This window comes from Halomicrococcus pelagicus (assembly GCF_051917725.1).
Taxonomy (GTDB): Archaea; Halobacteriota; Halobacteria; order Halobacteriales; family Haladaptataceae; genus Halomicrococcus.
The window spans coordinates 268,001-290,142 of sequence record NZ_JBQBLX010000004.1 but is presented as its reverse complement, the minus strand read 5'-3'; the positions used below and the strand labels follow the sequence as shown (position 1 = coordinate 290,142).

At 68.2% G+C, this 22,142-nt stretch carries 25 protein-coding genes; 17 read left to right on the top strand and 8 right to left on the bottom strand.

The window, feature by feature from the left end:
• Window positions 1-81: 81 nt before the first annotated feature.
• The 6 genes from ctaD to ACTF4R_RS13020 all read left to right on the top strand — a co-directional run bounded on the left by ctaD (window position 82) and on the right by ACTF4R_RS13020 (window position 5,704).
• Entirely contained in the window at window positions 82-1,833 is a 1,752-nt protein-coding gene (gene ctaD, locus ACTF4R_RS13045) for a cytochrome c oxidase subunit I (RefSeq protein ID WP_440008324.1), read from the top strand.
• Window positions 1,833-2,042 carry a DUF6684 family protein gene (locus tag ACTF4R_RS13040; RefSeq protein ID WP_440008323.1) on the top strand — a complete coding sequence of 70 codons (210 nt, stop codon included), beginning with the start codon at window positions 1,833-1,835 and terminating at the stop codon, window positions 2,040-2,042. The genes ctaD and ACTF4R_RS13040 overlap by 1 nt, the downstream gene beginning before the upstream one ends.
• Before the next feature lie 148 nt (window positions 2,043-2,190).
• Window positions 2,191-3,603, top strand: coding sequence for a phosphomethylpyrimidine synthase ThiC (thiC, locus tag ACTF4R_RS13035; RefSeq protein WP_440008322.1), 1,413 nt, complete (start codon window positions 2,191-2,193; stop codon window positions 3,601-3,603).
• Window positions 3,604-3,664: 61 nt separating this feature from the next.
• Entirely contained in the window at window positions 3,665-4,114 is a 450-nt protein-coding gene (locus ACTF4R_RS13030; protein WP_440008321.1) for a DUF7960 family protein, read from the top strand.
• Between the two features lie 68 nt (window positions 4,115-4,182).
• Entirely contained in the window at window positions 4,183-4,965 is a 783-nt protein-coding gene (locus ACTF4R_RS13025; RefSeq protein WP_440008320.1) for an HAD-IIA family hydrolase, read from the top strand.
• Window positions 4,966-5,239: 274 nt separating this feature from the next.
• Window positions 5,240-5,704 (top strand): cupin domain-containing protein, encoded by a 465-nt coding sequence (locus ACTF4R_RS13020; RefSeq protein ID WP_440008319.1) that lies wholly within the window; start codon window positions 5,240-5,242, stop codon window positions 5,702-5,704.
• A 70-nt stretch (window positions 5,705-5,774) separates the two neighbouring features.
• Here ACTF4R_RS13020 and ACTF4R_RS13015 read toward each other — a convergent pair whose 3' ends face one another.
• Both ACTF4R_RS13015 and ACTF4R_RS13010 read right to left on the bottom strand, forming a co-directional pair.
• Entirely contained in the window at window positions 5,775-6,149 is a 375-nt protein-coding gene (locus tag ACTF4R_RS13015) for a tautomerase family protein (protein WP_440008318.1), read from the bottom strand.
• Between the two features lie 54 nt (window positions 6,150-6,203).
• A complete protein-coding gene (locus ACTF4R_RS13010) occupies window positions 6,204-7,046 on the bottom strand; it encodes an alpha/beta fold hydrolase (RefSeq protein ID WP_440008317.1) in 843 nt (280 codons plus the stop codon).
• A gap of 287 nt (window positions 7,047-7,333) precedes the next feature.
• On the opposite strand from ACTF4R_RS13010, the gene ACTF4R_RS13005 reads away from it, so the two are divergent.
• Window positions 7,334-8,257 (top strand): TSUP family transporter, encoded by a 924-nt coding sequence (locus ACTF4R_RS13005; RefSeq protein ID WP_440008316.1) that lies wholly within the window; start codon window positions 7,334-7,336, stop codon window positions 8,255-8,257.
• Window positions 8,258-8,264: 7 nt separating this feature from the next.
• Here the strand turns inward: ACTF4R_RS13005 and ACTF4R_RS13000 are convergent, their stop codons facing one another.
• Window positions 8,265-8,603, bottom strand: coding sequence for a DsrE family protein (locus ACTF4R_RS13000; RefSeq protein WP_440008315.1), 339 nt, complete (start codon window positions 8,601-8,603; stop codon window positions 8,265-8,267).
• 213 nt (window positions 8,604-8,816) lie between these two features.
• On the opposite strand from ACTF4R_RS13000, the gene ACTF4R_RS12995 reads away from it, so the two are divergent.
• Window positions 8,817-10,067, top strand: coding sequence for a chloride channel protein (locus ACTF4R_RS12995; RefSeq protein WP_440008314.1), 1,251 nt, complete (start codon window positions 8,817-8,819; stop codon window positions 10,065-10,067).
• A gap of 103 nt (window positions 10,068-10,170) precedes the next feature.
• On the opposite strand, the gene ACTF4R_RS12990 is transcribed toward ACTF4R_RS12995, so the two are convergent.
• On the bottom strand, window positions 10,171-10,503 hold the full coding sequence (locus tag ACTF4R_RS12990) for a hypothetical protein (protein ID WP_440008313.1): 333 nt from the start codon (window positions 10,501-10,503) through the stop codon (window positions 10,171-10,173).
• Between the two features lie 236 nt (window positions 10,504-10,739).
• On the opposite strand from ACTF4R_RS12990, the gene trpS reads away from it, so the two are divergent.
• Window positions 10,740-11,843 (top strand): tryptophan--tRNA ligase, encoded by a 1,104-nt coding sequence (trpS, locus tag ACTF4R_RS12985; protein ID WP_440008312.1) that lies wholly within the window; start codon window positions 10,740-10,742, stop codon window positions 11,841-11,843.
• Window positions 11,844-11,846: 3 nt separating this feature from the next.
• On the opposite strand, the gene ACTF4R_RS12980 is transcribed toward trpS, so the two are convergent.
• Together ACTF4R_RS12980 and ACTF4R_RS12975 are read right to left on the bottom strand one after the other, a co-directional pair.
• Complete coding sequence (locus tag ACTF4R_RS12980) at window positions 11,847-12,671, bottom strand: hypothetical protein (protein WP_440008311.1); 825 nt, start codon at window positions 12,669-12,671, stop codon at window positions 11,847-11,849.
• On the bottom strand, window positions 12,668-13,918 hold the full coding sequence (locus tag ACTF4R_RS12975) for an outer membrane protein assembly factor BamB family protein (RefSeq protein ID WP_440008310.1): 1,251 nt from the start codon (window positions 13,916-13,918) through the stop codon (window positions 12,668-12,670). Before ACTF4R_RS12975 ends, ACTF4R_RS12980 begins: the two co-directional genes overlap by 4 nt.
• Before the next feature lie 99 nt (window positions 13,919-14,017).
• Between ACTF4R_RS12975 and ACTF4R_RS12970 the strand changes: the two genes are divergently transcribed.
• Both ACTF4R_RS12970 and ACTF4R_RS12965 read left to right on the top strand, forming a co-directional pair.
• Window positions 14,018-14,812, top strand: a complete 795-nt coding sequence (locus tag ACTF4R_RS12970; protein WP_440008309.1) for a creatininase family protein — start codon at window positions 14,018-14,020, stop codon at window positions 14,810-14,812.
• 61 nt (window positions 14,813-14,873) lie between these two features.
• On the top strand, window positions 14,874-15,734 hold the full coding sequence (locus ACTF4R_RS12965) for a universal stress protein (protein ID WP_440008308.1): 861 nt from the start codon (window positions 14,874-14,876) through the stop codon (window positions 15,732-15,734).
• Window positions 15,735-15,762: 28 nt separating this feature from the next.
• On the opposite strand, the gene ACTF4R_RS12960 is transcribed toward ACTF4R_RS12965, so the two are convergent.
• On the bottom strand, window positions 15,763-16,419 hold the full coding sequence (locus ACTF4R_RS12960) for an O-methyltransferase (RefSeq protein WP_440008307.1): 657 nt from the start codon (window positions 16,417-16,419) through the stop codon (window positions 15,763-15,765).
• Between the two features lie 90 nt (window positions 16,420-16,509).
• On the opposite strand from ACTF4R_RS12960, the gene ACTF4R_RS12955 reads away from it, so the two are divergent.
• From ACTF4R_RS12955 to ACTF4R_RS12940, 4 genes are all read left to right on the top strand, one after another.
• Window positions 16,510-16,668, top strand: a complete 159-nt coding sequence (locus ACTF4R_RS12955) for a hypothetical protein (RefSeq protein ID WP_440008306.1) — start codon at window positions 16,510-16,512, stop codon at window positions 16,666-16,668.
• Window positions 16,669-16,734: 66 nt separating this feature from the next.
• Window positions 16,735-17,223: a hypothetical protein gene (locus tag ACTF4R_RS12950; RefSeq protein ID WP_440008305.1), complete on the top strand. Its 489-nt coding sequence runs from the start codon at window positions 16,735-16,737 to the stop codon at window positions 17,221-17,223.
• A gap of 53 nt (window positions 17,224-17,276) precedes the next feature.
• Window positions 17,277-17,966, top strand: coding sequence for a triose-phosphate isomerase (locus ACTF4R_RS12945; RefSeq protein WP_440008304.1), 690 nt, complete (start codon window positions 17,277-17,279; stop codon window positions 17,964-17,966).
• A 39-nt stretch (window positions 17,967-18,005) separates the two neighbouring features.
• Window positions 18,006-18,980, top strand: coding sequence for an aldo/keto reductase (locus ACTF4R_RS12940; RefSeq protein ID WP_440008303.1), 975 nt, complete (start codon window positions 18,006-18,008; stop codon window positions 18,978-18,980).
• 33 nt (window positions 18,981-19,013) lie between these two features.
• On the opposite strand, the gene ACTF4R_RS12935 is transcribed toward ACTF4R_RS12940, so the two are convergent.
• Window positions 19,014-19,610, bottom strand: coding sequence for an AsnC family transcriptional regulator (locus ACTF4R_RS12935; protein ID WP_440008302.1), 597 nt, complete (start codon window positions 19,608-19,610; stop codon window positions 19,014-19,016).
• Window positions 19,611-19,742: 132 nt separating this feature from the next.
• On the opposite strand from ACTF4R_RS12935, the gene hemH reads away from it, so the two are divergent.
• Together hemH and hemG are read left to right on the top strand one after the other, a co-directional pair.
• The gene (gene hemH / locus ACTF4R_RS12930; protein WP_440008301.1) at window positions 19,743-20,795 is read left to right on the top strand and encodes a ferrochelatase; all 1,053 of its coding nucleotides are present in this window, start codon (window positions 19,743-19,745) and stop codon (window positions 20,793-20,795) included.
• The gene (gene hemG, locus ACTF4R_RS12925; protein ID WP_440008300.1) at window positions 20,788-22,119 is read left to right on the top strand and encodes a protoporphyrinogen oxidase; all 1,332 of its coding nucleotides are present in this window, start codon (window positions 20,788-20,790) and stop codon (window positions 22,117-22,119) included. Before hemH ends, hemG begins: the two co-directional genes overlap by 8 nt.
• Window positions 22,120-22,142 lie beyond the last annotated feature (23 nt).

Here is a 22,142-nt window from a genome sequence, read left to right as displayed (position 1 = left end):
TTTTCGATAGGACCGAACCGCCTCCGAAAATATGACAAACTGCCGAAAGGAATTACCCGCTGCCCGCCGACCCTCTGTTCAATGGCACAGATCGGCACCGACCTGGCGGTCACCGCGCTGATGGGGGTGTTCTTGCTACTGGTGGTGTACTACATCCTCAGCGTCGAGGACTGGCGGTCGTACGCACCGACCGTCGGCGGGGGAACGGCGGAGCGGGGGGAAGAGCGCGGCGAGTACGCCGAGAAGCCGTCGGGCCTGACGCGCTGGCTCACGACGGTCGACCACAAGGACATCGGGATGCTGTACGGCACGTTCGGCATCATCGCCTTCGCCTGGGGGGGAATTTCGATCCTGATTATGCGGGCGGAGCTGTTCGCTCCCCAGACGGATCTCATCGAGCCGACGTTCTACAACGGCCTGCTGACCACGCACGGCATCACGATGCTGTTCCTGTTCGCCACGCCGACCATCGCGGCGTTCGGGAACTACTTCATCCCGCTGCTCATCGGGGCGGACGACATGGCGTTCCCGCGCATCAACGCCATCGCGTTCTGGCTGTTGCCGCCCGCCGCACTGCTCATCTGGAGCGGACTGCTCGTACCGTCGCTCGCCCCGTCCCAGACGAGCTGGACGATGTACACGCCGCTGTCCGTCGAGCAACCGATGCCCGCGAACGACCTGATGCTGCTCGGGTTACACCTCTCGGGCATCAGCACCACGATGGGTGCGATAAACTTCATCGCGACCATCTTCACCGAGCGCGGCGACGACGTCGGCTGGCCCGACCTCGACCTGTTCTCGTGGACGCTGCTCACCCAGTCGGGGCTCATCCTGTTCGCGTTCCCGCTGCTGGGCAGCGCGCTCGTCATGCTGCTGCTCGACCGGAACTTCGGCACGACGTTCTTCGCGACAGAAGGTGGCGGTCCCATCCTCTGGCAGCACCTGTTCTGGTTCTTCGGCCACCCCGAGGTGTACATCCTCGTGCTGCCGCCGATGGGGCTGGTCAGCCTCATCCTGCCGCGGTTCTCCGGCCGGAAGCTGTTCGGGTTCAAGTTCGTCGTCTACTCCACGCTGGCCATCGGCGTCCTTTCGTTCGGCGTCTGGGCCCACCACATGTTCGCCACCGGCATCGACCCCCGGATTCGGGCGAGTTTCATGGCGGTGTCGCTGGCCATCGCGATACCGAGCGCGGTCAAGGTGTTCAACTGGATCACCACCATGTGGAACGGCCGGCTGCGCCTGACCGCGCCGATGCTGTTCAGCATCGGGTTCGTCCAGAACTTCATCATCGGCGGCGTCACCGGCGTCTTCCTCGCCGCGATTCCCATCGACCTCGTGCTCCACGACACACACTACGTCGTCGGGCACTTCCACTTCATCGTCATGGGGGCCATCGGCGTCGCCCTGTTCTCGGCGTTCTACTACTGGTTCCCCATCTTCACCGGGAAGATGTACCAGAAGCAGCTGGCTCACTGGCACTTCTGGCTGACGATGATCGGCTCGAACGTCACGTTCTTCGCGCTCCTGTTCCTCGGCTACGGCGGCATGCCGCGCCGCTACGCGACCTACCTGCCGCAGTTCGCCACGTGGAATCAGGTCGCCACCGTCGGCGCGTTCATCCTGGGCGTCGGTCAGCTCATCTTCGTCTGGAACATCGTCCAGTCCTGGCTGGAAGGCCCGGTCGTCGAGGACGTCGACCCGTGGGACCTCGAAGCGGACGGCCTCCGGTCGAAGGAGTGGCGCTGGTTCGCCCGCCGTCAGGAGACCGCCATCGCCGACGGGACGGGCGACGGTGAGGTGGAGTCGTCCAGCGACTCCGGAGGTGACGACTGATGCCGCACTCCATCTGGAACCGCGAGACGTTGCTCGACATCACGGTGAATCTCGTTCCCCTGTTCATCCTCCTGTTCTTCACCGTTATGTACGCCGTCTGGACACCGTGGACAGGCGAGCCGCTGATCTACGCCATGATGCACGTGCTGACCGTCCTTCCCCTGCTCCTCCTCGCCCTATTGACGTACATCGCGGCGCAGTACCTGTGAACTGCGGACGCCGGGGTACTTCCGGAAAACCGTCGTGACGCGATACGGCCGGCGTCTCGTCGTGGTCGGTACCTCGTCCTCTCCGTCCGACGTCCCGGCGTGCCGTCCGCGAAAACTTTTATCACCAAGTAATATCACTAGGTAATCGATGACGGAACGACAGCGAGCGCGAAACGGCGAGGTCACGGAAGCGATGGAGCGAGTCGCGGAGCGCGAACGGGTCGACTCGGCGTTCGTCCGCGAACAGGTCGCGGAGGGCCGGGCGGTGATACCGAACAACCGTGAGCACGACGCGCTCGACCCGATGATAATCGGCCGGGCGTTCTCGACGAAGGTGAACGCGAACATCGGCGCGAGCGACGAGGCCAGCGACGCCGACGAAGAACTCCGGAAGCTCCACACCGCCGTCCACTACGGCGCGGACACGGTGATGGACCTCAGCACCGGCGGCGACCTCGACGCCATCCGGGCGTCGAACGTCGAGCACTCGCCGGTTCCAGTGGGCACGGTGCCCATATACGAGGCCGTAACGCGCGCGGGAAGTCCGGAAGACATCACGCCGGACCTCCTGGTCGACGTGATAGAGAAACAGGCCGAGCAGGGCGTCGACTACCAGACCATCCACGCCGGCGTCCTGGCCGAACACCTTCCGCTCACCGACGGCCGGAAGACCGGCATCGTCTCGCGCGGCGGCTCCATCCTCGCCGAGTGGATGGAGCAGAACGGCGAGCAGAACCCCCTTTACACCCGGTTCGAGGACATCTGTGATATCTTCGCCGAGTACGACGTGACGTTCAGCCTCGGCGACGGACTCCGTCCCGGCTGTCTCGCCGACGCCGGCGACGACGCCCAGTTCGCCGAACTGGAGACGCTCGGCGAACTCACCCGGACCGCGTGGGAGCGCGGCGTGCAGGTCATGGTCGAGGGGCCGGGTCACGTCCCGATGGACCGAATCGCCGGCCAGGTCGAGCGCCAGCAGGAGGTCTGTGACGGCGCGCCGTTCTACGTGCTCGGCCCGCTCGTGACCGACGTCGCGCCGGGCTACGACCACATCACCAGCGCCATCGGCGCGACCGAAGCCGCCCGCGCCGGCGCGGCGATGCTCTGTTACGTCACCCCGAAAGAACACCTCGGTCTGCCCGAGGCGGCGGACGTTCGCGACGGTCTCGCGGCCTACCGCATCGCCGCCCACGCCGCCGACGTCGCGAACGGTCGCGAGGGTGCCCGCGACTGGGACGACGCGCTCTCCGAGGCCCGGTACGCCTTCGACTGGCGTCGTCAGTTCGACCTCGCGCTCGACCCCGAACGCGCCCGGGAGTACCACGACCAGACGCTCCCCGGCGACAACTACAAGGAGGCGCGGTTCTGCTCGATGTGCGGGGCGGAGTTCTGCTCGATGCGCATCGACCAGGACGCTCGCGAGGCGGGCGAGATGGCCGCCATCGACGACGAGACGGACCTCGGCGCCTCGGTCGCCGCCGAGGTGAATCGTCCGCCGGTCGGCACGCACGACGCCGAGACGTCCGACCTCCCCGACGTCGCCGAGGCCGGGGACGACTGACGGCGAACTGCTGCCGTCTCGCGGCGGCAGGGACTTACCGCCTCGCTCCTAACGGGCGACCATGTACACCGGGAAGACGGAGCAGCCCTGCTGTCTCTGCGACGACCCGGACGCTCCGGTGCGCGTCGACCTGCCGCCGCGAGCGATTCCGGAACTCAAACATGGCGACCCCATCGCGTGGCAGGACGTCGTCGGCGAGGTGTCCGTCCACTTCTGCGAGAGCGACTGGGCGGTCGTCCGGGACCTCGTACTCGACGCCGGGATGAGCCCCCTGCCGCGTTGCAACGCCGCCCGAGCGTCCTTCGACCTCCGCGAGGACTTCGAGGCGCTGCTGGACCGCACCCGCGACGAACCTGACCAGAGCGGCGTCGAATCCCGACTGATGGAGCGCAGCGAGCGAGTCGTGGCCGAGTACGGGCGGGACTCGCTCCACAGCGAGCGCGACCTCGTCGAAGCGAAGATCGTCCGATGGGTGCTGGAAGCGGACGGCGTCGCTCCCGAGGGCGCCTGATACGGTCCGCTCCTCGCGTCGACTCGTCGGGGTGAGATTGAACACCTCCGCGCTCGTCTCTCGAAGCCATGGCCACCTTTCGCGGCGCGATACTCGACGTGGACGGCACGCTCGTGCGCGGGAACGACCGCATTCCGGGCGCCCGCGAGGGCGTACGGGTCCTCCGCGACGCCGGCGCGGACCTCCTCCTCTGTTCGAACAATCCGACCCGTCCGGCTGAGTACCACGCCGACCGCCTCACGGCCCACGGCATCGACGTCGCCCCTGGACAGGTGCTCACCGCCGCGACCGTCACCGCGGAGTACCTCGCGAGCGAACACCCGGACGGCGTGCCGTTCGTCGTCGGCGAGCCGTACCTCCACGACCTGCTACGGGAGTACGGCTTCGACCCCACGGACGACCCCGACGCCGCGGACGTGGTCGTCGCGTCCATCGACCGTGAGTTCGACTACGACCGTCTCACGCGGGCGTTCTGGGCGCTCGAAGACGGCGCGGCGTTCGTCGGGACCGACCCCGACCGCACTATCCCGACGAGCGACCGTCTCGTTCCCGGGTCGGGGGCGGTCGTCAACGCCATCGCGGGCGTGGCGGGCCGCGAGCCTGACCGGGTGCTCGGCAAGCCCTCGGAGGAGACGGCAGCGACGGCGCTGGAGCGACTCGGCGTCGCCGCCGAGCGTTGCCTGGTCGTCGGCGACCACCTCGACACCGACGTCGCGCTCGGCGAGCGTCTGGGGATGACGACCGCGCTCGTCCTCTCCGGCGTGACGACGCGAGCGGACCTCGACGACGCGACAGTGCGACCGGACCACGTACTCGACTCGCTGGCTGAGGTCGGTCGCCTGCTGGACTGACCGCGGAGTCGCCCGACTCGACCGCCTCGGGAAGGTCGGGACGCGCTCGACGCTCGCCGGGTCGATGAACGTGGCGGCGGGGGAAACGACGACCGGCGCTCCGGTTCACACTTCCGGGATTCCGACGTCGCTGGTCGGCTCACGGCCGCGTTCGGCGGAATCGAACGAAATGCTCAATATCTCGCGGCGCCTATATACCCCTCGGTTCGGGGCGGTAGAACGCATCGAGCCCGTCGTTTTTGGCGCGTTTTCCCCTCCGATGGGAGACGAAACCATGACCAGCAAAACGCAGACGAAGAAAGTGCAGCCTGTCGACCTCTACCAGTTCGAGGGTACCGAGGTACGGGCAGAAGACGACGACCACGCCCGCCTGCACGGATACTTCCCGCTCTCGCCAGGGACACCGAACGCCAGCGACGTCACTGCCGACGACCTCACGATGGTCTGCATGGAGATCCAGCCCGGCGACTACCTGCCGACGCACACCGACAGCAGCGAGGAACTGCTCGTCGTAACCGCCGGGACGGTCGCAGCGACCGTCGACGGGGAGACGGTCGAACTGTCGACCGGCCAGTGCGCGGTCGTCCCCGAGATGGTCCCGCACGGCCTCGAAACCGTCGGCGACGAACCGGCCCGCGTTCTCGGCATCTTCCCCGACGACGAACTCACCGCCACCTTCGAGACGACGCTCGAACCGTTCGGCACGAACGTCGTGACCATCGGCGGCGACGCGGACTGATCCCTGCGGGGAGGGCCGGCGTCGCGTCCGGGTGCGGGCAGGGAACCGCGGCGATAGACGGCGACGCGACTCACTTTTCCGTCCACTCGCCGCCGACGCGGTCGACGCCCATCATCGCTTCGCCGGGGTGTTCGGTGAACACGACTTTCATGTTCGGGTCTGGGACGTCGAAGGCGTCGCCGGCGTACTCCATCGTTCCGAGCGCGAACGCTCGCTTTCGCTCGTGGGAGCGACCGCGACGGATCTGGGCGTCGAGGAACAGCAACGGCCCGTCGACGCCACGTCCGAGGTGCATCTCCGCGTCGGTTCGCTCGCGAATCGTGACGGCGACGTGGCCGGCCGTGGTCGCCATCTCGCGGGTGTACAGTTCGGTCACTCGTTCCGCGAACGTCGTCTTCTCGTCGGCGGCCAGCGAGAGCGTCGTGTCGAACTGGAGCAGGGGCACGGTGTCGACTGGGCGGGCGAGCGTGTTGTACCTGCCGGGCGAGCGGTCGGCGGCTCACTCCGCGCCGAGGAGGAACGCGCTCAGTTCCTCCCGATACGCCTCCGGCCGGTCCTCCATCACCCAGTGAGTGGCGTCGTCCAGTCCGGTAAGCTCGGCGTCCGCGATGTCGTCCCGGAGGCGCTCTGCGTACTCGATGGCCTGAAGCTCGTCGTCGGCACCCCACAACAGGAGCGTCTCCGCGGAGACCGCCCCGGGGTCGATTTCCGTCGTATGGCTCGTGTTCGTCGCGACGGCGTTCCGGACGAGCGAGGTGAGCCCCGTTTCGGACTGCCACGGTGTCGTCATCCCGTCGAGGAACTCCGACGACGGGTCACCGCTCGACAGCGTGTCCACGAACGTCTCCTCGAGCATCTGCCGTAGCTCCTCGACGCTCGTCTCCTCGACCGTCGACGGGAGTCCGAGCTCCGTGATGAACGGAACCGGCCACGAGTCGTAGGCGACGGCGTTGGACAGTACGAGCCGGTCGACGGCGTCCGGATTGTGAGCGGCGTACCGAAGGAAGACGCCGCCGCCGAGGTCGTGTCCGACCAGCGACACGGCGTCCAGACCGAGCGTCTCGACGAGTTCGTCGACCATCACCTCCTGGGCGCGGAGCGACCGGTCGAACCCGTCGTACATCGACGAGTTCCCGTAGCCGACCATGTCCGGGACGATTACGCGACGTTCCTCGCTGATGGGCGGAACGACGTTCCGCCACAGGAACGAGTTCGTCGGAATTCCGTGGAGGAACAGGACCGGGTCGCCGGACCCCTCGTCGTAGTAGGCGACCTCGAGTTCGTGTCCGTCGACCGAGACGGTCGCGGTCTCCTGTTCCGAACGCCAGTCGTCGTAGTTCACTTTCGATCTCCCCCGTACGTCGTATCGCTGGCACGTCCCAAACTACTACTGGCTAAGAGTCTCCATCTCGACGACCTGCCGTGTACCGTGACGTCCGTCCGCTGTCGGAACGGTTCTGCGGCGATTCTTTCCGGTGTCTGTGACTCGTGTAGACGCCGACGAACGCCACGTTCCGGCGCGAAACGGCCAGAAGTCCCTGTACGACGTTTTTGGGGCCGACATCGGCTGCCGCACTCGCTACCGCGAAATCCAGACGGATAACCGAGCGCTCGTTAGGGAACGCAAGGATGAGTCAACACGAATCTCGCGGGAACGCCGGAACGTTCGTCGCGAATCTCTTCGACCTCCAGTATCGCGAAGTGATGATGGCGTTCGCGACGCTCGCCGTCCTCGTCGGGTCGGTCGTCTTCTTCCCCGGAGCGGAGAACGTCACGAAAGGCGTGCAGTCGAACATCTCCCTCGGCCTGTTTGCACTGTTCGTCGGCGTCGCAATCGTCGCCGGCGTGGTCAAGGGCATGATCGGGTTCGGGTACTCGCTCATCACGACGCCGATCTTCGCGTCGGTCATCGACCCGACGCTCGCGGTCGTCGTCCTCGCCATCCCGCCGTGGATGATCAACATGTTCCAGATCGGCGAGACCGACACGGGCCTCACGTTCGTCCGCGAGGAGTGGGCGCTGTTGCTGCTGGCCGTCGTCGGTTCCGTCGTCGGCGTGTCGTTCCTCGCACAGTTCCGGACCGGTCCGATAATCCCGTTCCTCATCGGTCTCGTCATCTTCGGGTACGTCGTCTTCCAGGTCGTCCAGAACTTCGTGACGATTCGGCAAGCACACCACCCCGTCGCGCTCGGCGTGGCGGGCTTCCTCGAAGGGTTCCTGCTCGCCGTCGCCAATCTCGGCCCGCTCCTGCCCGCCTACTTCCACACGTTCGAACGCGACGTCGAACGATACATCGGCGGACTCTCGATGGTGCTCGGAACCATCTTCACCGTCCGCATCGTCCAGATGCTCCTCTTCACCGACCTGATGACGACCTACCGACTCTGGCTCGGGTCGGTCATCGCCGTCGTCACCGTCGTCGGGTTGCTGATCGGCACGTACCTCCGTCGGCTGGAGATAGACGAACGGAAGTTCAACTGGTTCGTCGTCGCCCTCCTGTTCGTCATCGCGCTCAACATCTTCCGGAACACGATTCCGGCGCTGCTCCCCTGACCGGCTCTCAGGGCTTGAGGTAAGCGTAGCCCTCGTCCTGGAGTCGCGCGAGTTCACCGACGCCCGAGGACACGAGTTCGACGCCGTCGATGAGGTCGTCCTCGGTGAGGCCCTTGCCCTCTATCGTGTTGCGGCACTGCCTGAAGCTGACGCCGCGCTCCTGAAGCGCTTCGACCGTCTCGCGCTGGGGGGAGTCCGTCGTCAGGAGGGCGAGGCCGCCGCTGTTGGCCACGAGTGCGACGGCCTCGACGTCGACCGTGTCGTCGTCGAGGAGGTTGGCGACGTTGTTGACGACGCGCTCGTGGAGGTCCGAATCGTCGTTCGAGTGGTGGAACACGGCTTTCATGGGAGTAGCACTGGGGCCCGAGAGCCAAAAGGGTTGACTCGTCGGCAGCGACCCCCCGGTACCCGAGACGGGTACCCTCTCCCGGAAAATCCTCGACGGAACGGACGGTGCGAAATCGTTCTCGCTGGTCGGGCCCGTTCTCCGGCGTCCCGGGGAGGGCGGCTCCGGCGAAGAACGTAAAACACGCCCCGCTCCGGTTCGTATCGCCCGCCGATGGACCACGTTCGGCTGAACGAGCGCGAGTTTCACCACATGCTGGTGGTCGCCGCCGTCCTGGGGGTCGGCGTCGGCCTCGTCGCCACGGCGTTCCGTCTCGTCTGGCTCTTCGTCAAACATCAGCTCTGGACGACGCTGACCGCGACGTACTGGCGCGTCCCGGTCAGCATCGGTGCGGGCGTCGTCGTCGGAGCCGTCCTCTACGCGACGTTCTATCCCGGAGCCCTCTCGGCGCTCGTCCAGCAGTTCCACGCCGAGGGGCGGGTCGAACTCGAGGAGAACGTTCCCATCCTCCCCGTCGGTCTCGTCGGGTTGGTCGCCGGACAGAACGCGGGACCGGAGGGAGTGATGTCGGTCGTCGGCGGTTCGTTCGGCACGTACGTCTCGGAACTGTTCGGGTTCGAGAACTCGACGAAACTCCTGACGCTCTCGGGGATGGGGGCGGGGTTCGGGACGATCCTGGGTGCGCCCATCGGCGGGGCGCTCCTCTGGCTGGAACTTCCCCACGACCACGGACTCGAGTACTACGAGGCGCTCATCCCGACGTTCGTCGCCTCGTTCGCGGGGTATCTCACGGAAGCCGCGCTCGGGGGGATGGCGCTGTTCCCCACGTGGGAGACGACCGCGCTCGCCTCGCCGACGCTCGGGACGCTCGGCTGGGCCGTCGGCATCGGCGTCGTCTGCATCCCGTTCGGGCTGGTGTACTCGAAGACGTTCTCGCTCGTCGGGCGAGCGTTCCGCCGGTTGTCCCTCGCGGTGTACGTCCGAACGACGCTCGCCGGCGCGGTCATCGGCGTGCTCGGCTGGCTCGTGCCGCTGTCGTACTTCTACGGCGGAGCGAAGATGAGCGTCCTGCTGGAGGGCGGCTTCTCGCTGGAGACGCTACTGCTGACGCTCGGTGCGGTCATGGTCGCCGCCGCGTTCACCATCCACGGAAACTGGATCGGCGGCCTCATCGTCCCGCACATGTTCATGGGAGCGCTCGTCGGCCAGGCGACGGCGCTGGTCGTCCCCGGTCTCCCGCCGATGCTGGCGATGCTCGCGGGTATGGCGTCGTTCAACTCCGTAGTGACCGGCACGCCGCTGTCGTCCGCGCTCATCGCCATCGCGCTCAGCGACGGCGCCAGCATCACGCCCCTGTTCCTCGCCTCGCTCGTGGCGTTCGCCGCGAGTCCGTCGGTGCGGTTCGTCGAGGAGGCCGCCTCGCGGTCGGAATCGCCGAACTTCCACGTCTCCGGCGACGATTGACTCCGTAGCGAGGCTGACGCACCGTCGCCGGTAGCTCCTCGCGGGACGCGTCCGGGCGTCGCACGGCGGTTCGAACGGGAACGGCCGTGTCCTCCGGCCGATTCTACGTTAGCCAATCCAGCAGCCACGTGGCCAGTCCGAGAGCGACGAGAACCATTCCGATCGCCGAGGTGGCCGGTTCGGGGAAGAGAAAGAGGACGACGCCCACGACGAGGAGTACGGAGACGACCCCTTCCTCCCACGGACCGTCCTCGTCCGTCGCTTCGGAGGGCCCGAACTCCTCGCTCCCGCCGTTGGCGTCGTTCTCGTCCTCCGCGCCCGACCACGGCCAGACCGACCATCCGAACCCGTACGGGGAGCCTCCGTAGGGGAAGAGAGAGTCGTCGAACGCTTCCTCTGCGGGGGGTTCGTCGGTGTGCTGATCGTCGTCCTGCATGGCTTGTCTAGCTAGCCAGCACGGGGTTAGTGGTTGGGGCCGAAGGGCCGGACTGGCCGCGCCGAACGTGCCCGGCCTTCTGGGGAAACCCTTTTGAGCGTGCTGGCCCGAGCTACGACCGGCATGTCAGAAGCCGCTACTGCCGGTGGTCGATTTTGGCCGACCAGCGCGCACTGAGACGAATTCTGCGGTAACGAACGTACAGTTCCGAGTGGAAACCGGGGAGGTGACCAGCCGTGGCTGAAATCGACCCCTGGGGCGACGTCGACGTCGGCGACTACGACGAGACGATGGCACAGTTCGGCATCGAACCCATCGAGTCGGTGGCCGAGCGACTGCCCGACGACCGCCTCGTCCGGCGCGGCGTCGTCTTCGGGCAGCGCGACCTGGACCGGGTGCTCGACGCCCGCGACGCGGGCGAACCGTTCGCGGTGATGACCGGGCTGATGCCCTCCGGCAGGTTCCACTTCGGCCACCTCGCGGTGGTCGAGCAGGTGCTCACGTTCCAGGAGATGGGCGCGGCGGTCACGCTCTGTGCGGCGGACGTCGAGTCGTACGTCACCCGCGACGTGTCGCTTTCGGAGGCCCGCGAGCGCGTCGTCGAGGAGTACCTGTTGAACTACGTCGCGCTGGGGCTGGACCTCGACTCGACGGACTTCTACTTCCAGTCCGGTGCGGGCAACGACCACCACGTCCGGAGCAAGCTGTTCGCCCGCCACGTCACCGAAAACGAGTTCGCGGCGACCTACGGCGGCGCCGACCCCGCGAAGATGACGGCGGCGTTCACGCAGTACGCCGACGTGCTCCGGCCCCAGTCGCCCGAGCGCGGCGGACCGAAGCCGACCGTCGTCCCGGTCGGCATCGACCAGGACCCACACGTCCGGATGACGCGTGACGTGGCGTCCCGGTTCCGCGACGCCGACTACGTCAAGCCGGCGAGCACCTACCACCGCTTCCTCCGGGGTCTGCAGGGCGGCAAGATGAGCTCCTCGGACCCCGACAGCTACGTCGCGCTCACCGACGACGTCGAGGACGCGAAGCGGAAGATAGACCGGGCGAAGACCGGCGGCCGGGTCAGCGTCGAGGAACACCGCCGGAAGGGCGCGGACATCGAGGAGGACGTGGTGTTCGAACTGCTCGCCGCCCACCTGATAGCGGACGACGACGAACTCGAACGCATCCGCGAGGAGTACGAGTCCGGCGCGATGCTCTCCGGCGAACTGAAATCGATAGCGAAGGAACGCCTCGCGGCGTTCCTGCGCGAGCACCGGCGCAAGCGCGAGGCGGCGCGACCGGAGGTCGAGCAGTACGTCGCGGAGCACACGGTCGCGGAGCCGTGATACCTAGCAGCGCTCGTAGGCGACGATGGTGGCGACGGCGTACACCGCCCCGACGACCGCGGTACTGAGGACGGTCCCGATGTAGGGGACGCTCACGAGCACGTAACTCAGGATTCCGGCGACGAGCACGACCCCGCCCAACGACAGGTCGTCGCGGCGCGTCCGACGGTTGCTCTCGAGCGCCGCGGCGACCGGCGTCTCACCGTCGAGCATCACGAGCGGTGGAGCGACGAACAACCGCGCGGCGAGTCCGAGGACGAAGAGGAGCGCGAAGACGGCGACGACGAACTGTACCGCCGCGACGAGCACGAGTGCGCCGGCGACGATCGACACGCCGACGGCGTACTCGAACAGCCGAACGAGCTGCGCTCGCGTGACCTCGCGCCAGGAACCGCCGCTGGCCTCGATTACGGTCAGTCCGGTCGCGACGACGGTGGCGGCGAGCGCGACGCCCCAGAGGACGACGAGTTCGGCGAGAAAGACCGGTCGCAGGCCGAGCACCGTTCCGGGAGAGAGTCCGGCGACGCTCGACCCGCCGGGGAAGACGAGCAGCGTAACGTGAATCGTGCCCCGGTACGGCCACGACTGCAACTGGACCGGGACGGGGTCCGCGAACCTGACCGCGTCGACGAGCGCCGCGACGAGACCGGCGAGCGCGAACGGGACCAGCAGCGCAGGGCGCTCGCGGAGTCGGAACAGCGACGCTCGAAACAGCCCCCTCGCCGACACTCCGCCCGACTCCACGTCCGTCCCCGGTTCGGAGGCGACTTCGTCGTCCAGCGGTTCGTTCCCCTCTCCCGCGCCGTCCGTCGGGTCACCGTCCGTCATCGCGACTCCTCCAGGGCGTAGAGGACGTGTCCACCGGCGACGTACACCCGACCGTCCGCGACGACGGGCGTCGACACCGACCCTTCGGACGCGAACCGCCACAGCCGTTCGCCGGTTCCGAGGTCGAGGGCGAAGAGGTCGTGATGACTCGGATGGTACACCACGCCGCCCGCAACGACGGGCGAGGAGTCCCAGTTGCCGTCGCCGAAGGTCCACCGCGTTTCGCCGGTCGCAGCGTCGAGCGCGTACAACCGCCCCTCGGTCTTCTCCGAGGTGACGAGGAGGGTGTCGTCGGCAATCGCCGGCGGTGACCGTATCTGGGCGTCGAACGCGCGTTGCCACAATCGGTTCCCGGTGGTCGCGTCGAACGCGTAGGCGTTCTCCCAGTCGGTGACGACGACGCGACCATCGGAGACGGCGAGTCCGTGGACCGTCTCCTGGTCGGTTCTCGTACGCCACAGTTCGGAACCGTCGTCGAGGGCCAGCGCGCGGACCCCACCGCCCCACGAGGCGACGTAGACGGTTCCGTCGTGGACCGCCGGCCGTCGTAACTCGCCGCGAAGCTCGACGCGCCAGCGCTCCGCGGCGCTGCTCGGGTCGAGCACTGCGACAGCGTTCTCGCCGCCGACACTACCGGCGTACACCAGCGCGTCGTCGGTGACGACCGGTGCCGGCGACGTCTCGCTCCCGAACGTGAAGAGGGGGTCGTCGCGGTCGCGGTCGGGGTACGTCCAGCGGTTCGACCAGCGGTAGCGGTGGCCGAAAACGTCGACGCCGCCGGCCGGGTTGACGCCGGCCAGTCCCGCACGGTCCGCGACCGCCAGCGTCTCGTTCGCGTAGGCGGTGTCGGTGACGACGGTGGGTGAGGAGAGGTAGGTCCCGTTCTCGACCTCGCGACGAACCGTTCCGGTGTCGGCGTCCACGGCCAGGAACCTGTCCGCGGCGCTGTAGTACAGCGTCCCCTCGTGGAGGGTCGGCGACGGCGGGGCGAAGACGAGTCCGTAAATCTCGTGTTTCCAGCGGACGCGTGCTCCCGTCTCGGGGCCGGTCGAGTCGGGAGCGTGGCCGGTGCCGGCGGCGTCGTAGCGCTCCATCGGCCAGCGCGGTTCGGACGATTCGCCGTCGGAGCTCACCGCGAAAAGGCCGGCGGTGAGCGCCGTCCCGGACGCTGCGAGGACGCTCCGTCGGTCGGTCTGGAGGGCGGTCACGTCGGGAGCTTCACAGCACCGCGAAATGACTCTTATCATCGGGGGGAAACGTCCGGGCGGTCAGCCGTCGGTCGACGGTCGCCACGTCGATTCGCCGCGAGAGCGGGATTTATACGCCCTCGCGACCGGAATCAGTGTATGTACCTCGCCGACCAGGCGTGGCCGGACCTCGGAGACTACGTCGCCGAGGAGTCGGTCGCCGTCGTTCCGCTCGGTTCGACCGAACAGCACGGACCGCACCTGCCGCTCGCCACCGACCACCTCATCGCCGAGGGGTTGGCCCGGGAGGCCGCCGACCGCGCGGGCTTCCTCTGTACGCCCACCGTGAACGTCGGCGTCAGCCCGCACCACAAGCAGTTCCACGGGACGATGTGGGTCGACCCGCCGGAGTTCCGCGACTACGTCGAGAGCTTCTCGCGCAACCTCACCTACCACGGCGTCGACCGCATCGTCTACGTCAACGCCCACGGCGGCAACATGCAGCATCTCCGCGAGGTGGGGCGTCGGTTGCGCGAGGACCGGGCGGCGTTCGCCGTCGAGTGGATGTGGGACGAATCCATTCCGGACCTCGTGGACGACCTCTTCGAGCGCAACGGCCCGCACGGCGGCCCGAAGGAGACGGCGATGATCATGCACCTCGCGCCGGAACTCGTGCACGAGGACCGTCTCGAGGAGGCTCGCGACGGCGGCGTACCGGTGTTCGAGGACGCCGACCCGTACCGCTACGGCGCGCGCAACTTCTACGACGCCATCGACAACACCGAGAACGGCGTCCTCGGCGACCAGACCGACGCGACCCCCGAGAAGGGCGAGCAGATCTTCGAGGCCGCCACCGAACAGCTCGTCCGGTTGCTGGAGTTCGTCGACGAGAGCCGGTTCGAGGACCTGATGGCGAAGCCGCACGTCGACCCCCAGCCCGGCAGTCGACGCTGACTCCGGGCCAATCGGGACCCAACTATAAATTCGCTCCCGTGCACTCTTCGATAGACGAAGGATGTTCGACGAGATTCTCATCGCAGTCGACGGAAGCGATAACGCGCGCCGCGCGGCGACGTTCGGCTTCGCGCTGGCGGACGCGTACGACGCGACCGTCGACCTGCTCTACGCGTACAGGGAGCGGTCGCTGCTCGGTCGCGACGGGACGGGCGACACCGCGACCGAGCGCGGACAGGCCATCCTCGACGAGACGGCCGAACTGGCCGCCGACCGTGACGTCGCGGTCGAGACGCACGTCGTCGAGGGGCGGCCGGCGAAAGCCATCACCGGGTTCGCAGCCGACCGGGGCACCGACCTCGTCGTCGTCGGCCGGAAGGGCCGTGTCGGGGTCGGACGCCGGCTCCTCGGCAGCGTCACCGAGCAGGTGCTGCGCCGAATCGACGTGCCGGTGCTGGTCGTCCCCGGCAGCGACTCGCCGGGAGACCGGGAGTACGAACGCGTGCTCGCCACGACCGACGGCAGCGAGGCCGCGGAGTGGGCGGCTCCGTACGCGGGCGACCTCGCCAACCGCTGCGGCGCGGCGCTTCACCTCCTCACCGTCGTGGACCTCCAGGCCGTGGCAGGCCCGTTCGACGCCGGCGGCGTCTCGAAGCAGTACATCGAGCGACTCGAAGAACAGGGGCGGGAAGCGCTCGACCGGTTCGAGGCGGAGGTTGGAGACGGCGACCACGAGTCGGCCGTCGTTCGCGGTACGTCCCACCGGGCCATCCGCGAGTACGTCGAGGAGAACGACGTGGACCTCGTCGTGATGGCGTCGCGGGGGCAGTCAGGGTTCTCCGGCCAGCGACTCGGGAGCGTCACGGGGCGCGTCCTGCGGGTCGTCGACGTGCCGGTACTGGTCGTCACCTCGCCGCCGTAATCGGCGGTGGGCGCGGCGGTTCGGCTGCCTACCGCCTGTAGCTCACCGCGATGCCCTCGCCGAGCGGCACGACGCTCGTCTCGAACTCGGGGTCGTCGCGCACCGTCGTCAGGTACTCCGCGATGCCGCGGGATTCCTCGTCCAGGTCGGGGGCGCCGCCCTCCAGCGCGTCGAGGATGCCGTCGAAGTCCTGGGCGCCGCTGACCATCGCGTTGTCGGCGACGACGACGCCACCGGGTGCGACCTTCTCCCGGACCTCGGCCAGCGCCTCCGGGTAGCGTCGCTTCTGGTGGTCGATCAGCACCACGTCGAACGGGCCGTCGTACCCCTGGACGGTGTCGAGGGCGTCGCCCTCCTCGAACGCTGCGCGGTCGGCGAACCCGCCGCGGTCGAGGTACTCGCGCGCCTCGTCGAGTTCGTCGGGGTCGTGCTCGGTGAGGACGACCTGGCCGTCCTCGGGGAGCGCCCCCGCGAACCAGTAGGCGGAGTAGCCGAACCCGGAACCGAACTCGAAGACGCGGCGGGCGTCGACCATCCGGGCGAGCAGTCGGAGGAACTGACCCACCTCGCGCCCGACGGTGGGGAACTCCTCGCCGCGCTCCTCCATCTCGCGCAGGACGTCGTCCGGTTCGGCGATGGACGCGCGGGTGAACCGCCTCGTCGATTCGGGGAGTATCTCTGTCACGACCGGCGTGACGGCCGGCGCGCAGTTAACTCTCCCGTCGCGCCGCGGCGGACCGAAGCGCTCATTTCGGGGTGTGCCCACCTCTCGCGTATGGTACGCGTCAAACGAACCCTGACCGTCCTGTTCGCACTGGTCGCCGCGTCGTTCGCCGTCCACTACGCCCTCTTCGGGTCGCTCCCGCTCGGGAAACCGGCGCTGCTGGCGGACGACGAATCCGCCGACGAACTCGACGTGACCGAGAGCGTCTGAGCGGACGTCGGCCACTGAAGGCATCAGAACTTTTATCGTACGGAAAATAGTAGTGTAAGTTACACGATGCGCCGACGCCACGTCATCGCCGCCCTCCCCGCGCTCGGCACCGCAGGCTGTCTTGGGACCGGACTTCCGTTCGGCGGCGGTTCGAGCGACGCAACCGAACTCCGCAACCTGTCGGTCAGTAACATCCACGACGAAGCCCACGTCGTCCACCTGCTGGTGGAGTACGACGGCGAGGTCGTCCACTGGCGGTCCTACGACGTCGAGGCGATGCACGAAGTGACGGAGGACGGGACCACGTACGACAAGTCAGGGGGGGCCAGCGTCCCCTGCGCGTGGCCGGCCGAACCCGGGCGAATCGTCCTCCGCGCCCGCGTCGACGACCGCAAATCGTGGAAGACGTTCGACCTGGCGGAGGAGGACGCAGACTGCCTGGTCGTCGACGCGCAAGTCGACCGGGATGGCCGCCTCGTATTCTGGCAAAGCGGCGAATGCACGTCGCCGCCCGGCGGGACGTACGCCTGCGCGCCGAACGCCACGACACGGTAGTCGGGACGACGGTCGGAACCGATATTCCGGTGGAGCGAAACCACCGGCGTACCGTGGCACTGGACTACCCCTACTTCCTGGTCAACTTCAAGACGTACCCCGGGACGGCCGGTGAGGACGGACTGGCGTTCGCTCGCACGATGGAGCGCGTCGCGGAGGAGACGGGAGCACGGTTCGTCGTCGCGCCCCAGACGCCCGACCTAAGACTGGTCGCGGAGCGGACGTCGCTCCCGGTCGTCGCGCAGGCGGTAGACGCCGACGACCTCGGCCGTCGGACCGGCGGCGTCCTGCCCGAGACGGTCGCCGCGGCGGGCGCGGACGGCGCGTTCGTCAACCACCCCGAGAGTCCGGACGCGCTGGCCGACGTCGAGACGAAGGTCGAGCGCTGCCGGGACCTGGGCCTGGAGAGCGTCGTCTGCGTGAACAGTATCGAGCAGGGTCGGGCCGCGCTGTCGTTCGACCCGGACTGCCTCCTGTTCGAGAAACCCGAGGACGTGGCGACGGGCCGCGCTATCAGCCGGACCCACCCCGAGCGCGTCGAGTCGTTCGTCGCCGCCGTCGAAGCGGAGCGTCCGGAGACGAGGGTGTTCCTCGGCGGGGGCATCGGCGAGGCCGCTGACGTCGCGGCGGCGTTCGACCTCGGGGCCGACGCGGCCGGCGCGGCGTCGGCGGCCGTCCAGGCCGCCGACCGCGAGGCGTGGCTGCGCTCCATCGCCGGGGCCGTTCCGGCGAACGGCGAGTAGTCAGCTACCTTTTTGCAGGTTCCGTGCGAGCGTCGTAGCATGGAGTACACGACGCTCGGCGACACGGGCATGGAGGTCAGCCGCATCTGTCTCGGCTGTATGAGCTTCGGCACGAGCGACTGGCGCGACTGGGTGCTCGACGAGGAGGAGGGCCACGAGATAATCGAGCGCGCCATCGACCTCGGCATCAACTTCTTCGACACGGCGAACATGTACTCGGAGGGCGAGAGCGAGCGCGTGCTCGGCGACGCCCTGGACGGCCGGCGCGACGAGATGGTCGTCGCCACGAAGGGGTACTTCCAGATGGACGAGGACGACCCCAACTCGGGCGGACTCTCGCGGAAGGCCATCGAGCAGGAGCTAGAGAACTCGCTCGACCGGCTGGGGATGGACACGGTCGACCTCTACCAGATCCACCGCTGGGACGAGTCGACGCCCATCGGCGTGACGATGAAGGCGCTCGACGACGCCGTCCGGCGCGGCAAGGTACGCTACGTCGGCGCGAGTTCGATGTGGGCCCACCAGTTCGCCGACGCGCTCCACACCGCCGACGACCTCGGCACCGAGCGGTTCGCCACGATGCAGAACCACTACAACCTCGTCTACCGCGAGGAGGAGCGCGAGATGCTGCCGCTCTGCGACCGCGAGGGCGTCGGCGTCGTCCCGTGGAGTCCGCTCGCCCGTGGGTACCTCACGCGGCCGCACGAGGAGTTCGAGGCGACGACGCGGGGCGAGACCGACTCCCACGCCCACGACCACCCTTACGCCGAGGGCGGCGGCCGGGAGATAAACGAGCGCGTCCAGGAACTCGCCGCCGAGAAGGGGGTCACGATGGCCCAGATAGCGCTGTCGTGGCTGCTCCACCAGGAGTGGGTCGACGCTCCCATCGTCGGCACGACCAGCGTCGAGCACCTGGAAGACGCCGTCGAGGCGCTGGACATCGACCTGACGGCGAGCGACCAGGCGTACCTCGAAGAGCCGTACGAGCCGGTGCCCGTCTCGGGCCACGACTGAGGCGTCGCGTCGACCGCGACGCCGACGACGACCCTACTCCTCGATGCCGGCTCGCAGTTCCTCGTACTCGTCACGGAACAGCGACTCGCAGGACGTACAGCAGAGGTGGTACTCCTCGTCGTCCAACGTCACCGTGACGCCTTCGCCCTCGACCGCCTTGCCGCACTGGACGCACTCGGCGACGAGGTCGCCCTCGCCGAGCGTCGGACTCCACGCCGACTCGACCACCTTTCGGACGTCGAGTTCCCGAACGACGTCGCCGTCCAGCGTCTCGGAGACGAGCGTCCGCAGTTCGTCCGCGTCCATGTACGTCCGTGCGACCACGCGGGCGTCGACGGTCCGGACGACGTGCGCCACGGCCTCGATTTCCGCGAGGGCGTCCGCCACCTCGCCCGCGCGCCCCGGCCGCGTTCGAATCTCGACGAGGACCGCGTCGCCGTCGACCAGCGTCGAGCGGTCGACGTCGAGCGTGAACCCCTGGATGACGCCCATATCCTTGAGGTGGTCGACGCGCTCGGAGATGGTCGGCGGGGAGAGTCCGACCTGCTCGCCGATGTCTCGGTACGACCGCCGGGCGTTCTCCATCAGTAGCCGGAGAATCTCCCTGTCCGTTGCGTCGAGTTCGGCCATCAGGGTTCGGTTCGAGGCGCGCAGGAAAACGCGTTGTGGCGGCGCCGACGAGCGGACCGGACGGCGACGCCGGTTCCCAGGCCCCGGGAACGGAGCGACAACTATTCCCTACCTCCGTCCTCAGTTTCGACCATGACGACCGGCGTCGTGCTACTCAACTTCGGGGAACCGGCGGAACCGACGCGAGAGAACGTCATCGACTACCTGGAGCGCATCTTCATGAACAACAGGGACCTCGAGGGCGACACGACCGAGGCGGAGGCCCGCGAGCGCTCCCGGGAACTGGCGGAGCGGCGCGCTCCCGGCCTCATCGAGGAGTACGAGGAGATCGGCGGGTCGCCACTGAACCCCCAGGCGAGGGCGCAGGCCGAGGCCCTGAAGGCGGAACTGGACGTCCGCGGATTCGACGCCGAGACGTACGTCGGGATGCAGTTCACCGAACCGTTCGTCGAGGACGCCGTCGAGGCGGCCCACGAGGACGACGTCGACGAACTCGTCGGCCTCCCCGTCTACCCGCTCTGTGGCGCGTCGACCACCGTCGCGGCGCTGGAGGAACTCGCGACGGCGGTCGCTGAGCGCGACTGGGACGTCGACGTCCAGGAGGTCACGGGCTGGCACAGACACCCGACGTACAACCGCATCCGGGCCGACAACGTCAGGAGCTACGCCGCCGCCGAGGGCGTCGACGTGACCGACGAGGGCACCGAACTGTTCTTCTCCGCGCACGGTACGCCCGCTCACTACCTCGACGAGGGGAGTCGCTACGACGCGTACGTCGAGGAGTTCTGCGACGTTATGGCCGCCGAACTCGGCGTCGACTCGTACACGCTGGGCTACCAGAACCACGGAAACCGGGACATCCCGTGGACGGAACCGGACGTGGAGGCGGCCATCGAGGACGTGGCGGCCGAGCGCGTCGTCGTCGAGCCGATCAGCTTCATGCACGAGCAGAGCGAGACGCTGTCGGAACTGGACGACGAACTCCGCGAGGAGGCCGAGGCGGAGGGGCTGGACTTCTACCGCGTGCCGGTGCCGCACGACGACGACCGGTTCGCCGGCGTGCTCGCCGACCTCGTCGAGCCGTTCGTCGCCGACTTCGCCCCCGAGTACTACCAGTTCAGGCAGTGCCAGTGCAAGGACACGCCGGGCACGATGTGCCTGAACGCCCCGTTCGGCGATGACTGAGGGTGAGTTCGACGCCGCGGTCGGCGTCGTCGGCGCGGGCATCACGGGACTCGCGCTCGCCCACCATCTCGACGACGCGGGCGTCGACCACGTCGTCCTGGAGGCGAGCGACGAACCGGGCGGCGTCATCCGGAGCGGGCGCGTCGACGGCTACCTGCTGGAGTGGGGTCCCCAGCGACTCCGCCGGACCGACCCCGTCGACGAACTCGTCGTCGACCTCGAACTCGACGACGAGGTGCTCGAAGCGGGCGAGACGGAGATGTTCGTCTACGCGGACGGCAGCCTCGGCCGCGCGCCGTTCTCCCTCGACGCCTTCGCCGAGACCGACCTGCTCTCCGAGGAGGCGAAACTGACGGTCGTCGGCGAACCGGCGACCGAGCCTGCGCGGCCGGACGAGACCGCGGCGGAACTGTTCACCCGGAAGTTCGGCGAGGAGGCCTACCGGAACCTGCTCGGCCCGCTCTTCGGCGGCATCTACGGCTCCGACCCGGCGGAGATGCCGGTCCGGCACGCCCTCTCCGGTCTGATGGCGGTGGAAGAGCGGTACGGCTGCCTGCTGAAACCCGCAGTGAAGCGGGCGATGCAGGGGGGAGCGTCGGCACCGGCCATCTCCTTCGAGGAGGGCGTCAAGCGACTCCCCGAGGCGCTGTACGACGCGCACCGGACGAACGTCCGCCTCGAAACGCCGGTCGAGGGCGTTCGACGCGAGGGAGCGGGGTACGCCCTCGATACGGCCGACGGGACGGTCGCGGTCGAACGGGTGGTCGTGACCACGCCCGCGGACGTGACCGGCGACCTCCTCGCGGACCTCGCGCCCGACGCCGCGACCGCGCTCGCGGAACTGAACTACAATCCGCTGGCGATGGTCCACCTCCTGGCCGACGGTGACCGCGAGGGGTTCGGGTACCAGGTCCGCCACGACGAGGGGTTGGACACCCTGGGCGTCTCGTGGAACGCCAGCATGTTCGACCGCGACGGCGGCCGCGCGAGCGAAGCGAACGACGGGGCCTCCCGAGCGGAGCGAAGCGGCGGCGTGTACACGGCGTTCCTCGGCGGGATGCGAAACCCGGAGCTGGTCGAAGCGGACGACGACACCCTCGGCACCGTCGCCAGCGAGGAGTTCGAGCAGGTGATGGGCGTTCCGGCGGAGGTGCTGTCGGTCGAGCGCCTGGAGCGCGGATTTCCGGCGTACGACCGGTCGTGGGACGCCCTCGTCGACGTCGAAACGCCGGACGGTCTCTTCCTCGCGACGAACTACACCGCCCGGATGGGCGTCCCGAGCCGTATCCGGGAGGCGCGGGAGCTGGCCGAACGGCTGTCGTAGCGCCGGTCTGCTCTTGGCGGAGG